Raw genomic sequence first — 15,750 nt, forward strand, 5'->3', positions numbered from 1 at the left:
GCATTAGTTTAATCATCACTAGTGATACCTGGTGGGAAAGGTGTATAAAACTTTCGGATTCGAGTCAAACGAATACTTTGGCCGGATCGCAAAGGTTGAATTTTCAGTCCCGTCCAGGGGAAGCTACGCCTACCTCGTCGGAAGCTTCAACGCCTTCAACGAGGGCAGCTTCCGGATGAGGGAAGAGAACGGAAGATGGCGTGCCACTGTTGAACTCCCCGAGGGGGTCTGGCACTACGGCTTCTCAATTGACGGAAAATACGCTCCAGACCCAGAGAATCCAGAGAAGAGGGCTTACAGGCGGTTCTCATACAAATTCGAGAGGGAAACCAGCGTTGCCAGAATATCCGCCGGAGACGACTTCTATCACGAACCCGCGCTCGCTTACTTGTACTCCTTTGCCGACAGAACCCATGTCCTGCTGAGGACTGTGAAGGGAAAAGCAATCTCCACTTACCTCATCACCGATGAGCGTATAGAGATGAGAAAGAAGGCAAGCGACGAGCTCTTCGACTACTTCGAGGCCGTTCTTCCAAGAACCGAGGAGCTGAGCTACGGCTTCGAGATAGAGACCAGAGAAGGAACAATCGAATACGGTAACTTCACCGCCGAACCGAGAGAGCTCCAAGTCCCAAGATGGATATTCAATCGGGTATTCTACCAGATAATGCCCGATAGGTTCGAAAGAGACATGATCAAAAAGCCAAGAGGAAGGATAATCGAAACCGGTCTGGGGCACCACGGTGGCGATTTAGCCGGAATCGTGAAGAGGCTCGGCCACCTTGAGGGGCTCGGTGTGAATGCACTCTATCTGACCCCAATCTTCGAGTCCATGACGTACCATGGCTACGACATACTTGATTACTTCAAGGTCGCGGGGAAGTTCGGAGGTAACGAGGCCTTCGGAGAGCTCGCCCGGGAGCTGAAAAGGAGGGACATAAAACTGATTCTCGACGGCGTCTTCCACCACACGAGCTTTTTCCACTCATACTTTCAGGACGTCGTGAAGAAGGGCGGAGAGAGCAGGTACCGGGACTTCTACAGAATCCTGAAGTTCCCGGTGGTGTCGAAGGACTTCCTTCGGGTTCTCGACTCGAACGAACCGCCGGAGCGAAAGTACAAGGGGCTGAAGGAGCTCCATCAGAACTATGAGAACTTCTTCTCGGTGTGGCTCATGCCCCGTCTGAACCACGACAATCCACAGGTTAGGGAGTTCATAGTCAGTGTAATGAAACACTGGCTCGAAGAAGGTGCCGATGGCTGGCGACTGGATGTCGCCCACGGCGTCCCGCCAGAGCTGTGGCGCGAGGTCAGGGAAAGAATGCCGGAAGACGCGTATCTGGTAGGAGAAGTGATGGACGACGCAAGACTCTGGCTCTTCGACAAGTTCCACGGAACGATGAACTATCCCCTGTACGAGGCCATTCTAAGGTTCTTCGTGCGTGGAGAGATAAGTGCCGAAGAGTTCCTCAACTGGCTCGAGCTCCTGAGCACCTATTATGGGCCCGCTGAATACTCCATGTACAACTTCCTTGACAACCACGACGTTGAGCGCTTCCTCGACCTCGTCGGTGACGAGCGGAGATACCTCTGCGCTCTCGCTTTCCTGATGACCTATAAGGGGATTCCAGCGCTTTTCTACGGTGACGAAATAGGACTGAGGGGAATAGGTGCTTCTGGGATGGAAAGCTCAAGGACTCCAATGAAATGGGGGAAAGAGACGTGGAACACCAAGATACTCAGAGTGACAAAAGCGCTGATACGGCTGAGAAGGAAGAGCAAAGCCTTACAGCTGGGAGAATTCAGGCCACTGGAGTTCAAAGGTGGCCTGCTCCTCTACGAGAGAGTTTACCAGAACGAAGGAGTTCTGGTGGGGATAAACTACTCAGACGTTCCCACAGCCATTCAGATTCCTGAAGCTTACCGTCCTGCAGCGGATGGAGTGTCCTTCCTCAAGATGAAACCCTGGTCCTTTGTCGTCCTCGCCTCAACCATCTGATGCCACGTTTTTTCACCAGCGTTCCGGGTTGTACACACAATGCAAACTTGAACAGGGAAGCGCAAGGTATATATATCACTGACGATGATACTATAACACCCAAAGCGAATACGGGTGATAAAGCTATGAAGAAAGGACTGTTTACCCTACTTTTGATTGGAGTTTTGATTTTTAGCGTCGTGGCCAGCGGCTGTATAGGCGGCGGTGAAACTACCAGCCCCACCACCACACAGCCAACAACCACCCCAAGCGAGACCACAACGACTACCAGCCCAACAGAAACAACTACCACTCCAGAGATCGAGTGCGGCAGCGGAAAAATAGTCATATGGCACGCCATGCAGCCGAACGAGCTCGAGGTCTTCCAGAGCCTCGCAGAGGAGTACATGGCCATGTGCCCGAACGTTGAGATAGTCTTCGAGCAGAAGCCGGATCTTGAGAGTGCCCTCAAAGCCGCAATTCCGACCGGCCAGGGTCCGGACCTCTTCATATGGGCCCACGACTGGATTGGAAAGTTCGCCGATGCTGGCCTTCTCGAGCCGATTGATGACTACGTTACCGACGACATTCTGAACCAGTTCGCCCCGATGGCTCAGGATGCTATGCAGTACAAGGGCCACTTCTACGCCATGCCCTTCGCTGCCGAGACCGTTGCAATCATCTACAACAAGGATATGGTAAGCGAGCCGCCCAAGACCTTCGACGAGATGAAGGCGATAATGGAGCAGTACTACGACCCGGACAACGATAAGTACGGCATAGCCTACCCAGTTAACGCTTACTTCATCTCTGCCTGGGCTCAGGCCTTTGGAGGCTACTACTTCAACGACCAGACCGAGATGCCCGGTCTCGACCAGCCTGAGACCATAGAGGGCTTCGAGTTCTTCTTCCAGAACGTCTGGCCATACATGGCCCCAACCGCTGACTACAACACCCAGCAGAGCATCTTCCTCGAAGGCCGTGCTCCGATGATGGTCAACGGTCCGTGGAGCATTGCCAGCGTCAAGGACGCTGGAATCAACTTCGGCATCGTCCCGCTCCCGCCGATAATCAAGGACGGTAAGGAGTACTGGCCGAGACCCTATGGTGGAGTCAAGAACATCTACTTCGCCAAGGGCATAAATAACAAAGAGACCGCCTGGTACTTCGTCAAGTGGTTCACCACCAATCCAGAGGCCATAAAGGAGCTCTCCCTCCAGCTCGGATACATCCCGGTCCTTTCACCGGTTCTTGAGGACCCAGAAATCCAAGCTGACCCCGTTATCTACGGCTTCGGTCAGGCAGTCCAGCACGCATACCTCATGCCAAAGAGCCCGAAGATGGGCGCCGTTTGGGGCGGTGTTGACGGAGCCATCAACGAGATACTCCAGGACCCGGCCACCGCTGACATACCCGCCATACTCCAGAAGTACCAGCAGGAGATCCTGAACAACCTCGGGGGCTGAAGCCCTTTCCCTTTTCCTACCTTTTTGGAGGGATTGGGATGAAGAAGATCACCACAATTGCTCTGTTCCTCATTCTTCCAGGGATGGCGGCGTTTCTGCTCTTCAACCTGTGGCCGATAATCTACTCGATTTACCTTGCCTTCACCAACGCCCAGCTCGGCAACTTTCCAATCCAGGCGCCGGATGCAGAGCCCTTCAAGTTCGTTGGTTTAGAGAACTTCAGGTGGATACTGAGCGACGAAAAGTTCAGAAGCGCCTTTATGTGGACCTGGATATTCGTCGCAACGAGCGTTACCCTCAAGGTTCTTGTAGGAACTTTCCTCAGCCTGCTCTACAACAGCAAATACGTCAAGGGCAAGATGGTCTACAGGTCGCTCCTGATAATCCCATGGGCCCTACCGCTCCTCTTCTCGGTCACCGTTTGGAGGTTTATGTTTGATCCGGTTTTTGGTCCGATTAATCAGATTCTCAAATCGATCGGCGTGAGTACCCTTCCCAACTGGACGAACGATCCTTTCTGGGGCCTTGTAGCTCTCAACATAATCGAGGTCTGGCTGGCCTATCCGTTTATGATAACCGTCATCACGGCGGCGCTTCAGTCCGTTCCGGACACGCTCGTGGAAGCGGCAATAATAGACGGTGCCAACTACTGGCAGAGACTCAGGCACGTCGTTCTCCCGATAGTCGGCAAGCCAATAGCCTTCGCCACAATACTCACCAGTGCAGCCAGCTTCCAGTACTTCATGGTGCCATACATTTACAACGCTGGCCTATTCGAGGACAAGTTCATACTGCTCTACGGCTTCAGGAAGGCCTTTGGGGCGAGTCCCCACTACGGAAGGGCAGCGGCGGTGATGATAATAGCGACCCTCGTGCTGGCGGTTTACATGTACGTCAACGTTAGGATAACCAAGCTCCAGGAGGGTGCCAAGGGATGATGGGCCAAAAGAAAAAGGAGATAATCAAGAGCTTCCTCCTCACCCTCGCGGCCATTTTCATAATGTTTATCATCCTCTTCCCAGTGTACTATATATTCACCGTGTCGATAAAACCAGCCGCAACGCTCGCAACAACAAAAATCGAGCTCATACCAAGGAACGTTACGCTCGATGCCTACAGGGAAGTGCTCTTTGGATTCAAAGGAAGCAAGATAAGCAAAAACTTCACTGGAACCATTGAAGGACAGGCCAAAATCGAGGACGGCAAGCTCTATCTCACTGATGGAAAGATAACAGGAGCCATCAAGTATGGACCGTTCACAGGACTGAAGTTTGAAATACCTGTCTCTGGCATCATCTTCGACGTTTCCACGACAGAGAACTTTCAGGGGACGCTCAAGGGAGAGATAGAGGGACTGTTTGTCCTCACCAGGATGAACGATGATGGCAGCATAGGATTCGGAATAGTCAGGGAGGTTGAGCTGACGAGCGGTGATGTCAACGGCGTTTCAGTTTCCGGCCCGATGGAGAAGTACGTCGTGATCAGAAACACAGGTAAGGCCGAGTTCACAGCGGTCGGAAAGTTCCTCAACTCGGTGTTCTTCGGCTACCTGAAGAACAGCCTCCTGCTGGCCACGCTAACAGTCCTCTTGTCAATGATCTTCGTCGTTCCAGCGGCCTACGCATTCTCAAGGATGCAGTTCTTCAGCAGAGATCACATTCTTTACTTCTACCTGATGTTCACGCAGGTTGCAGGGGGTCTTGGCATAGCCGGGTTGATAGCCCTCTATGGTATGATAGTCAAGCTCGGCCTATACGACAAGCTGCCGGTGCTGTCCTTCATCTATGCTGCCGGAAGCGTTCCCTTCAACACCTGGCTCCTCAAGGGATACATCGACTCCATAAGTCCCGACTTCGACGAAGCGGCACTTGTAGATGGTGCAAGCTACCTGCAGATTATAAGGTACGTCCTCCTGCCAATGGCCCTGCCAGGAATAGCCACGGTAGCCATATTCGCCTTCATCGGCGGCTGGACGGAGTTCATCCTCGCGAGCCTGCTACTGACGGAGAAAAACCAGCCACTCTCGGTGTGGATATACCTCCTCATGGGCGGTATCGGCAGGGGAATAGATTGGAGCTACTTCGCGGCAGCGGCGCTGCTCTTCGCGCTGCCAGTGTTCGTGATGTTCATGCTCGCTCAGAACTACATAAGGAGCGGTCTAACCGTTGGAGGTTTAAAGGAGTGAGGTGATAATATGAGAAAGGTCCTTTCCCTATTTGTGGCCTTTTTAATGCTCGGAAGCCTCCTGGCAGTTCAGCCGAGCGTGACGGCTGAAGAGCCCAAGCCCCTGAACGTGATAATAGTCTGGCACCAGCACCAGCCCTACTACTACGACCCAATACAGGACATCTACACGAGGCCGTGGGTCAGGCTCCACGCGGCCAACAACTACTGGAAGATGGCCTATTACCTGAGTCAGTATCCTGAGGTTCACGCTACCATAGACCTCTCGGGCTCGCTCATAGCCCAGCTGGCTGACTATATGAACGGCGCCAAGGACAACTACCAGATAATCACTGAGAAGATAGCCAACGGCGAGCCGCTCACCGTTGACGAGAAGTGGTTCATGCTCCAGGCCCCGGGTGGATTCTTCGACCACACGATTCCGTGGAACGGTGAGCCGATAACCGACCCGAACGGCAACCCCATAAGGGACTTCTGGAACCGCTACACCGAGCTGAAGAACAAGATGATGCAGGCCAAGGCCAAGTATGCCAACCTGCCGCTCGAGGAGCAGAAAATAGCCGTTACCAACGAGTTCACAGAGCAGGACTACATCGACCTCGCCGTTCTGTTCAACCTCGCTTGGATAGACTACGGCTACATAATGAGCCATCCAGAGCTGAAGGCCCTCTACGACAAGGTTGATGAAGGCGGCTACACGAGGGAAGACGTTAAGACAGTTCTGGACGCCCAGATGTGGCTCCTCAACCACACCTTCGAGGAGCACGAGGCTATTAACCTCCTCCTCGGCAACGGCAACGTGGAAGTTACCGTCGTTCCCTATGCCCACCCGATAGGCCCAATCCTCAATGACTTCGGCTGGGAGAGCGACTTCAACGACCAGGTGAAGAAGGCCGACGAGCTCTACAAGGAGTACCTTGGCGGCGGCCAGGTTGAGCCGGTTGGAGGATGGGCCGCTGAGAGCGCTCTCAACGACAAGACCCTCGAGATACTTGCCGGCAACGGCTGGACCTGGGTCATGACCGACCAGCTCGTGCTCCAGAAGCTCGGCATAGAGGGAACTGTTGAGAACTACCACAAGCCCTGGGTGGCTGAGTTCGACGGAAAGAAGATATACCTCTTCCCGAGGGACCACGCGCTGAGCGACCGCGTTGGATTTACCTACGGTGGAATGAACCAGTACGATGCCGTTGAGGACTTCATAAACGAGCTTCTCAAGCTCCAGAAGCAGAACTACGATGGTTCCCTCGTTTACGTCATAACCCTCGACGGAGAGAACCCGTGGGAGCACTACCCCTACGACGGAAAGCTCTTCCTTGAGACGCTCTATAAGAGGCTCACCGAGCTCCAGGAGCAGGGGCTCATAAGAACCCTCACCCCGAGCGAGTACATCCAGCTCTACGGAGACCAGGCAAACAAGCTCACACCCCAGATGATGGAGCGCCTTGACCTGACCGGCGACAAAGTTGAGGCCCTCAAGAAGGCCCAGAGCCTCGGGGATCTCTACGACATGGTGGGCGTTAAGGAAGAAATGCAGTGGCCCGAGTCGAGCTGGATTGATGGGACCCTCTCAACGTGGATAGGCGAGCCCCAGGAGAACTACGGCTGGTACTGGCTCTACTTAGCGAGAAAGGCCCTTATGGAGCACAAGGATGAAATGAGCCAGACCGACTGGGAGAAAGCTTATGAGTATCTCCTCCGTGCTGAGGCCAGTGACTGGTTCTGGTGGTACGGAAGCGACCAGAGCAGCGGGCAGGACTACACCTTTGACCGCTACCTCAAGACCTACCTCTACGAGATGTACAGGTTAGCTGGCCTCGAACCACCGGGCTATCTCTATGGAAACTTCTTCCCCGATGGAGAACCTTACACAGTTAGAGCCCTCGACGGCCTCGGAGAGGGCCAGGTCAAGAACTACTCGAGCATGTCCTCCCTCGCTGAAGGTGTAAGCGTATACTTCGACGGCGACGGAATTCACTTCATAGTTAAAGGAGAGCTCAACGAGTTTGAGATAAGCATATACGAGAAGGGCGAGCGCGTTGGCAACACCTTCACGATCCTCCAGGACAAGCCGACTGAGCTCAGGTACTCGATGTTCCCGTTCTCAAAGGACAGCGTCGGGCTGATGATAACCAAGCATATAGTTTACAAGGACAACAAGGCGGAGGTTTACCAGGCTACCAACTACGAGGATAGCGAGAAGATCGGCGATGCTGTGGTTAAGACGGTAAATGGCAGAGTGGAGATCATCGTCCCCTTCGAATACATCAAGACTCCCGAGGACTTCTACTTCGCGGTCTCCACAGTCAAGGACGGAGAGCTTGAGGTTATAACCACTCCGATTGAGCTGAAGCTCCCCACGGAGGTTAAAGGAGTAACCCTCGTGGACATCGCCGACCCCGAGGGCGATGACTACGGTCCAAGAACCTACACCTACCCAACCGACAAGGTCTTCGTGGAGGGTGCCTTTGACCTGCTCAGGTTCAGAATGCTCGAGCAGACCGATGCTTACGTGATGGAGTTCTACTTCAAGGATCTCGGCGGCAACCCATGGAATGGACCGAACGGCTTCAGCCTGCAGATAATCGAGGTTTATCTTGACTTCAAAGAGGGAGGAAACAGCTCGGCAATAAAGATGTTCCCGGACGGACCGGGAGCAAACGTCAACCTCGACCCAGAGCACCCGTGGGATGTGGCGTTGAGAATAGCCGGCTGGGATTATGGAAACCTCATAGTCCTGCCGAACGGAACCGTCTACCAAGGCGAGATGCAGATAAGCGCCGACCCAGTTAAGAGCGCGATAATCGTAAAGATCCCGAAGAAGTACATCCAGATAAACGAGGACTACGGATTCTGGGGAGACGTTCTCGTTGGTTCACAGGACGGCTACGGTCCGGACAAGTGGAGGCCAGTTGCAGTTGAGGCGGAACAGTGGAAACTCGGAGGAGCTGACCCACAGGCGGTAATCAACAACGTCGCACCAAGGGTCGTTGATGAGCTCGTCCCAGAGGGCTTTAAGCCAACCCAGGAAGAACAGCTCAGCTCCTATAATGCTAATGAGATAAAACTCGCCACCGTTAAGGCTATTCCACTCCTCAAGCAGGGCATAACCATGCTCGACCCAGAGGGTGACGACCACGGTCCGGGAACCTACACCTATCCGACCGACAAGGTCTTCGTGCCAGGTCACCTCGACCTGCTCAAGTTTAAGATGATTGAAGGCGACGACGCCTGGACGCTGGAGTTCTACTTTAAGGACCTCGGTGGCAACCCGTGGAACGGGCCGAACGGCTTCAGCCTGCAGATAATCGAGATCTACTTCGACTTCACAGACGGAGGAAACACCAGCGCCATCAAGATGTTCCCCGACGGTCCAGGAAGCAACGTCCAGCTCGATCCGGGACATCCATGGGATCTGGCGCTTAGAATAGCGGGCTGGGACTACGGAAACCTGATAGTGCTCCCGGACGGAACCGTTTACCAGGGTGAAATGCAGATTTCAGCCGACCCAGTAAAGAACGCCATAATAGTCAAGGTTCCCAAGAAGTACCTGAGCGTCACTGACTACGGGCTCTACACTGCGGTGCTCGTAGGCTCTCAGGACGGCTACGGTCCGGACAAGTGGAGGCCAGTTGCAGTTGAGGCGGAACAGTGGAAACTCGGAGGAGCTGATCCAAACGCTGTCATAGACAACCTCGCCCCGAGAGTGGTTGACATGCTCGTCCCAGAAGGGCTCAAACCAACACAGGAGGAGCAGCTGAGTTCCTACGACCTAGAAAAGAAGACCCTCGCGACGGTTCTCATGATACCACTCGTCGAGGGAACTGGTGGCGAGGAAGTGACTCCTACTGAGACACCCACTGAGACTCCGAGCGAAACAACGACCACTCCAAGCGAGACCACAACAACGCCGCAGGAGACCACAACAACTCCAGCAGAGACCACCACTAGCACAACCACTCCAGGTGAAGAGGGAGGAATCTGCGGTCCGGCGGTTTTGCTTGGACTGGCTTTAACCCCGCTCCTGCTTAGGAGGAGAAGGTAACCCTCCTTCCAAATTTTTTGAGGTGATACCATGGCCGAAGTAAAGCTCATTGGGGTTTGGAAGCAGTTCGGGAACTTCACAGCCGTCAAGGACCTGAACCTGGAGATCAAACACGGCGAGTTTATGATACTCCTCGGGCCGAGCGGCTGTGGAAAGACGACGACTCTCAGAATGATAGCCGGCCTTGAGGAGCCCACAAAGGGACAAATCTACATCGGCGACAAACTCGTCGCCGACCCAGAAAAGGGAATCCTCGCTCCACCAAAAGACCGTGATATAGCCATGGTCTTCCAGAGCTACGCTCTCTACCCGCATATGACGGTCTACGACAACATAGCCTTCCCCCTCAAGCTCAGGAAAGTCCCCAAGCAGGAGATAGATCGGCATGTAAGGGAAGTCGCCGAGATGCTTGGCCTTACGGAACTCCTCAAGAGGAAGCCGAGGGAGTTAAGCGGCGGCCAGAGGCAGAGGGTAGCCCTCGGAAGGGCCATCGTAAGAAAGCCGCAGGTCTTCCTCATGGACGAGCCGCTCAGCAACCTCGACGCGAAGCTTAGGGTGAAAATGCGCGCCGAGCTCAAAAGGCTCCAGAGACAGCTTGGAGTCACAACAATATACGTCACCCATGACCAGGTCGAAGCAATGACCATGGGAGATAGGATTGCGGTCATAAACCAAGGCGTTCTCCAGCAGATCGGCACGCCAGACGAGGTATATGACAGGCCAGCAAACACCTTCGTCGGCAGCTTCATAGGCAGTCCGCCGATGAACTTCATAGACGCATCAATAGTGGAAGACGAGAGAGGCGTCTGGGCCGACTTCGGAGAGTTCAGGCTCAAACTCCTCGACGACCAGGGAGAGGTTCTCAGGGAGAAGAACCTGATAGGAAAGGAAGCCATCTTTGGAATCCGCCCGGAGGACATCTACGATGCAATGTTCGCACAGATCAAAATACCCGGAGAGAATATGACTAGGGCCATGGTGGAGATTATCGAAAACCTCGGAAGCGAGAAGATAGTCCACCTCCGCGTCGGAGATATAACCTTCCTGGGCGCCTTCCGCTCCGAATCCAAGGTTAAGGAAGGCCAGGAAGTTGACGTTGTCTTTGACATGAGAAAGGCTCACGTCTTCGACAAAGGAAGCGGAAAAGCCGTCTTCTGAAGTTTTTTAAATCCTTATTTCTATTTTCTCCCATGCCAATTGAAGACTTCGCAGATTTCTTGGCGGAAAGGGTTCCGAGAGGGAAAATAGTCGAACTCGGTATAGGTTTCCAGTTCAAAGTGGCCTTAAAGCTGAAAGAGATGGGCTACGATGTTCTTGCAATTGACTGGAATCCAGCCTCCGTTGAAAAAGCAAGGGAGCTTGGAATAAACGCCGTCCGGGATGATATCTTCAACCCAAGGCCGGAACTGTACAGGGATGCCAAAGCCTTGTACTCCGTAAGACCAACGCCCGAAATAGTCCAGCCGATTCTCGAGCTCGGGAAGAAGCTTGGACTCCCAGTTTACATCCTTCCCCTCAGTGGTGACACAATGCCCGGTAACCTGAAGCTTATCAACCACAAGGGATTGGCCATATACATGGCTAAAACTATTTAAAGTCGCTCCCAAGTAGTCATGGTGGTGTTATGAAGCTCTTCGGAACGGCTGGAATTAGAGGCACTTTATGGGAAAAGGTCACACCAGACCTAGCGCTGAACGTTGGGAGAGCCCTCGGAACGTACATCAGGAAGGGAAAAGTGGCCGTCGCAAGAGACGGAAGGACTTCAAGCATAATGCTCGAGAACGCGCTCGTTTCTGGACTTTTAAGTTCAGGCATGGAGGTAATCCAGTTTGGGCTGATACCAACGCCAACATTGGCATGGGGCACCAACCGCTATGGCGACGCTGGAGTCATGATAACAGCCAGCCACAACCCGCCCACGGACAACGGAATAAAGGTCTTCAACGGTGACGGAACCGAGTTCTACCTCGAGCAAGAGGCAGAGCTGGAAAGGATAATCTTCTCGGGGGAGTATAAGAAAGTGGACTGGGACGGGATAAGGAAGGTTCGTCAGAGGGACATCGTCGACGAGTACATCGGCACAGTCTTGGACTTCGTCGACCATGAGACTAGTCTGAAAGTCCTCTACGACGGTGCGAACGGCGCCGGAAGCGTCGTTGCTCCCTATCTGCTTCGCGAGATGGGGGCGAAAGTGATAAGCATCAACGCCCACATTGACGGCCACTTCCCGGGCAGAAAGCCCGAGCCGAGGTACGATAACATAGCATACCTCGGAAATCTTGTGAGGGAGCTTGGTGTTGACTTAGCTATAGCCCAGGACGGCGACGCCGACAGAATAGCGGTCTTCGATGAAAAAGGCAACTACATCGACGAAGACACACTGATAGCGCTCTTCGCTAAGCTCTACGTCGAGGAGCACGGGGGCGGAGTCATCGTTACATCGATAAACACCGGCTCGCGTATCGATGAAGTCGTCGAAAACGGTGGTGGAAGGGTCTACCGCGTTCCCCTAGGTCAGCCGCACGACGGCATAAAGAAGTACAACGCGATTTTTGCCGCCGAGCCGTGGAAGTTCATCCACCCAAGATTCGGCCTATGGATAGACAGCTTCGTCACGATGGGCCTGCTCATCAAGCTCATCGACGAACGCGGAAAACCCCTATCCGAAATAATCCGCGAGGAGATACCCACCTACTACCTCACCAAGAAGAACGTGAAGTGTCCGGACAGGTACAAGAAGACCGTCCTCGAAGTCGCAAGGCACGTTCTCGAGGAAAAGCTCAGGAGCGAGATAAAGGAAATACTAACCATCTCTGGCTTCCGCTTTAACCTCAAAGATGGCTCTTGGGTTCTCGTAAGACCGAGCGGAACTGAACCGAAGATAAGAGTAGTCGTGGAAGGCCCGACGGAAAAGAAGCGCGACGAACTCTTCGAGCTGGCTTACAACACTGTCAGAAGGGCAGTGGAAGAGGCAATGAAAAAGAAAGAGTGAAGCTAAACGAATCTAGCAGGTCTGAGCGTCCGCACCGCTATTTCGTTTTTATCCACCATTACTTTGAAGCCCTCTTTGGCGACATAGGTCTTCACGCCCGTTACCGTCTCTATGTATTTTGCCTCCTTGTACGGGTTGGCGAAGTGCATCTTCATTCCGATGTGGCTCATTATGAAGACATCGGGTTTTCCCCCCATCTTCTTAAGCATCGTAACGACATCATCGGTGCTCAGGTGGTAGGGAATCCCCATATCCCTCGGCCGGGTTACGGCAGCTATAATGAGCCTCGAACCCTCATGCCACTCAATGAGCTCATCGAAGTACGCGGTATCCGGTATGTATGAGATGTCACCATATCTGGTTCTCATTCGAAAGCCTATGGTTGTCGGATCTGAGTGTCTCGTAGGGGTTATTATGAGCTCCTCCTCCCCTACCGAGATTTTGTTGCCAGGTTCAGGGGTATGTATGCTCTCAAGGACGTCCATGTGATATTTGCTGACCGCTGGGGTGTGCGTCTCGTCGCCGTAGACAACGCTTTTCGAGGCTATAAGCATGCCCCTTTTCTTCAGCGCCCCTCCTGTCATGGCTTCAATCATGACTTCGGTGTCGTTGCAGTGATCAACGTGCCTATGTGAAACGAAGACAGCATCTAGCTTCCTGGGATCGAGCTTGTAGCGCCACGAACGAACAAGAGCCCCCGGCCCAGGGTCAACGTAGATGTTCCTGCTGGCCCTGATGTGGAAGCCTCCCGTGGAGCGAAACTGTGTTATGGTTATGAATCTGCCGCCGCCACTGCCGAGGAAAGTTATCTCTATCAAATCTCCACCCCCGCGTTCTTTTGCAGACATATGGGTATCGCCATGGAGGTATATAAGACATTGCCTATCCCCAGCCAGCCACACTAGGTTATGATTAAGCTAATTCAGGGAACTTGTGGGGCATTACTGCAACATCATGACATTTTATGGTCAGTGGAACAATTCATTGAAGATGATATCCAATTTCATAACATCAATGCATAATTATTATCAAAATTGTTCGAATACGTGCAGACATTGGCATAACATAATGTTATAATATTTAGACAATATTAGATGGTTTGATGTAAATCCAAAATCAGGGAAAATACTTTTAACATAAAACCAACGTAATTAATATGCACACACATTCTGGAGGTGCAAATATGGGACCAACCCCGTACATCCCACCCGAGAAATCGCTGCCAGAATATACCATCAAGGCTTTTGTTTTGGGTGTTGTTCTGGCAATTATAATGGGTGCAGCAAACGCCTACCTCGGCATGTACGCAGGAATGACCGTTAGCGCCAGCATTCCGGCAGCTGTTATATCGATAGCAATTCTCTTCGCGTTTAAGGACAGAAACATTTTGGAGAACAACATGGTTCAGACTGCAGCATCAGCCGGAGAGTCCCTGGCGGCGGGCATAATATTCACTCTGCCCGCCCTAGTGGTTCTCGGTTATTACACCGAGTTCCCATACTACATAGTGACACTGATAGCAGCCCTCGGTGGTTCCCTCGGTGCCCTTTTCACAGTGGTTCTGAGGAGAGCTTTTATAGTCGAAGAAAAGCTCCCGTATCCAGAGGGTACCGCCTGTGCTGAGGTCCTCATAGCGGGAGATAGGGGCGGAAGCCGCGCCAAGCCGATATTCTACGGTGGTATCTTCGGTGGACTCTACAAGCTCTTCGGAAGTGCAGGCCTGTGGTCAGGAACCGTTGAGACTGCTAAAATGGTGGGTTCAAGGGTTCTCTACATTGGAAGTGATCTCTCTGCAGCCCTCATCAGTGTCGGCTATATCGTTGGCCTGAATATTGCATTCCTCGTGTTCCTCGGTGGTGCAATCGCGTGGTTCATAGCCATTCCAATATATGCCGCTAAAACTGGCAATCCAGACGGCCTCAGTGCCATTGACCTCGCCTGGACCCTCTGGAGCACCAAGATCAGATACATGGGAGTTGGAGCGATGGTCGTCGGTGGTCTCTGGAGCCTCATAAAGCTTAGGAACCCGATAATGAGGGGCATCAAGGCTGGCCTTGAGGTCGCAAAGAGGAAGCAGTCTGGAGAGGCAATACTCAGAACCGAGGAGGACCTGCCGCTCAACTACGTCATGATGCTCATAACAGCCTTCGTCATCCCACTGTTCCTGCTGTACTTCCACATTATCGGCTCGATAGGAATAGCGGCGGTTATGGCAATAATACTGCTCATCGTTGGATTCCTCGGAAGTTCCATCGCCGGCTACCTGGCGGGTGTTGTCGGTTCATCCAACAACCCGGTTTCGGGAATCACCATCATGAGCCTGCTCTTCACGGCCTTTGTCCTCAAGGCATTTGGTCTCAGCGGTATGGAGGGCATGGCTGCAACCATACTCGTCGCGGCCGTCATATGTACCGCCGCAGCAATAGCCGGTGACACCATGCAGGACCTCGCCACGGGTTACATTGTTGGTGCAACCCCCAAGAGGCAGCAGGTATTCGAGATAATCGGTACGTTCTTCGCGGCCCTTGTCATGGCGCCGGTGCTCAACCTCCTAATCCAGGCTTACGGAATAGCGGGAACCCCAACAGCCAAGGAAAATGCCCTCCCCGCTCCACAGGCATTCCTTATGGCCAAGGTCACCGAGGGTGTCTTCACCGGAACCCTTGAGTGGACCATGGTCTACATCGGCGCTGGTATAGCCATTGTACTCATAATCCTCGACGAAATACTCGCAATGAAGGGCTCCAAGTTCAGGACTCCAGTCATGCCCGTCGCCGTCGGCATCTATCTGCCGCTTAGCCTTGGCGTGCCAATCCTTATCGGTGGAATCACCAGGCACATTGTCTCAAAGGCCAGGGGCAGCGACGAGGGGAGCCCAACCGACCCGGGAGTGCTCGGAGCAGCAGGACTCATTGCCGGAGAGGCAATAATGGGAATAATCTTCGCCGCTCTCATAGTGGCGGACGTTGCCCCGTCCATAGGCTTCAGCAGCAACATCCTCGGAATAGTGTTCCTCCTCGGCATATTGGCATGGCTCTACATGACCGGAAAGAAGGAGTGATTTTCTTCCCTCTTTTTTAACCCT

General features: G+C 53.2%; 10 protein-coding genes. 9 read left to right on the forward strand and 1 reads right to left on the reverse strand.

Going from position 1 to position 15,750, the window contains the following annotated elements:
• Positions 1-40: 40 nt before the first annotated feature.
• The 8 genes from E3E33_RS00825 to glmM all read left to right on the forward strand — a co-directional run bounded on the left by E3E33_RS00825 (position 41) and on the right by glmM (position 12,665).
• Positions 41-1,999 carry an alpha amylase N-terminal ig-like domain-containing protein gene (locus tag E3E33_RS00825; RefSeq protein ID WP_167711413.1) on the forward strand — a complete coding sequence of 653 codons (1,959 nt, stop codon included), beginning with the start codon at positions 41-43 and terminating at the stop codon, positions 1,997-1,999.
• A gap of 125 nt (positions 2,000-2,124) precedes the next feature.
• Complete coding sequence (locus E3E33_RS00830) at positions 2,125-3,444, forward strand: extracellular solute-binding protein (RefSeq protein ID WP_012572757.1); 1,320 nt, start codon at positions 2,125-2,127, stop codon at positions 3,442-3,444.
• A gap of 38 nt (positions 3,445-3,482) precedes the next feature.
• Positions 3,483-4,382, forward strand: a complete 900-nt coding sequence (locus E3E33_RS00835; RefSeq protein WP_012572756.1) for a carbohydrate ABC transporter permease — start codon at positions 3,483-3,485, stop codon at positions 4,380-4,382.
• The gene (locus tag E3E33_RS00840; protein WP_048055117.1) at positions 4,379-5,629 is read left to right on the forward strand and encodes an ABC transporter permease subunit; all 1,251 of its coding nucleotides are present in this window, start codon (positions 4,379-4,381) and stop codon (positions 5,627-5,629) included. The genes E3E33_RS00835 and E3E33_RS00840 overlap by 4 nt, the downstream gene beginning before the upstream one ends.
• Positions 5,630-5,638: 9 nt before the next feature.
• The gene (locus E3E33_RS00845) at positions 5,639-9,673 is read left to right on the forward strand and encodes a glucodextranase DOMON-like domain-containing protein (RefSeq protein ID WP_167711414.1); all 4,035 of its coding nucleotides are present in this window, start codon (positions 5,639-5,641) and stop codon (positions 9,671-9,673) included.
• Between the two features lie 30 nt (positions 9,674-9,703).
• Positions 9,704-10,831 (forward strand): ABC transporter ATP-binding protein, encoded by a 1,128-nt coding sequence (locus E3E33_RS00850; protein ID WP_167711415.1) that lies wholly within the window; start codon positions 9,704-9,706, stop codon positions 10,829-10,831.
• 32 nt (positions 10,832-10,863) lie between these two features.
• Positions 10,864-11,268 carry a UPF0146 family protein gene (locus tag E3E33_RS00855; RefSeq protein ID WP_167711416.1) on the forward strand — a complete coding sequence of 135 codons (405 nt, stop codon included), beginning with the start codon at positions 10,864-10,866 and terminating at the stop codon, positions 11,266-11,268.
• A 29-nt stretch (positions 11,269-11,297) separates the two neighbouring features.
• Positions 11,298-12,665, forward strand: coding sequence for a phosphoglucosamine mutase (glmM, locus tag E3E33_RS00860; RefSeq protein ID WP_012572751.1), 1,368 nt, complete (start codon positions 11,298-11,300; stop codon positions 12,663-12,665).
• 2 nt (positions 12,666-12,667) lie between these two features.
• Here the strand turns inward: glmM and E3E33_RS00865 are convergent, their stop codons facing one another.
• Positions 12,668-13,483: an MBL fold metallo-hydrolase gene (locus E3E33_RS00865; RefSeq protein WP_167711417.1), complete on the reverse strand. Its 816-nt coding sequence runs from the start codon at positions 13,481-13,483 to the stop codon at positions 12,668-12,670.
• Between the two features lie 365 nt (positions 13,484-13,848).
• Here E3E33_RS00865 and E3E33_RS00870 point away from each other — a divergent pair, with 365 nt between their 5' ends.
• On the forward strand, positions 13,849-15,726 hold the full coding sequence (locus tag E3E33_RS00870; RefSeq protein ID WP_012572749.1) for an OPT family oligopeptide transporter: 1,878 nt from the start codon (positions 13,849-13,851) through the stop codon (positions 15,724-15,726).
• Positions 15,727-15,750: the final 24 nt, after the last annotated feature.

Source organism: Thermococcus sp. GR5, assembly GCF_012027535.1.
GTDB classification, from domain to species: domain Archaea; phylum Methanobacteriota_B; class Thermococci; order Thermococcales; family Thermococcaceae; genus Thermococcus; species Thermococcus onnurineus.

Bases quoted from the DNA above. Each gene is read 5' to 3' on its own strand.
- E3E33_RS00830 (WP_012572757.1), top strand. From the start codon at position 2,125: ATGAAGAAAGGACTGTTTACCCTACTTTTGATTGGAGTTTTGATTTTT.
- E3E33_RS00835 (WP_012572756.1), top strand. From the start codon at position 3,483: ATGAAGAAGATCACCACAATTGCTCTGTTCCTCATTCTTCCAGGGATG.
- E3E33_RS00840 (WP_048055117.1), top strand. From the start codon at position 4,379: ATGATGGGCCAAAAGAAAAAGGAGATAATCAAGAGCTTCCTCCTCACC.
- E3E33_RS00845 (WP_167711414.1), top strand. From the start codon at position 5,639: ATGAGAAAGGTCCTTTCCCTATTTGTGGCCTTTTTAATGCTCGGAAGC.
- E3E33_RS00850 (WP_167711415.1), top strand. From the start codon at position 9,704: ATGGCCGAAGTAAAGCTCATTGGGGTTTGGAAGCAGTTCGGGAACTTC.
- E3E33_RS00855 (WP_167711416.1), top strand. From the start codon at position 10,864: ATGCCAATTGAAGACTTCGCAGATTTCTTGGCGGAAAGGGTTCCGAGA.
- glmM (WP_012572751.1), top strand. From the start codon at position 11,298: ATGAAGCTCTTCGGAACGGCTGGAATTAGAGGCACTTTATGGGAAAAG.
- E3E33_RS00870 (WP_012572749.1), top strand. From the start codon at position 13,849: ATGGGACCAACCCCGTACATCCCACCCGAGAAATCGCTGCCAGAATAT.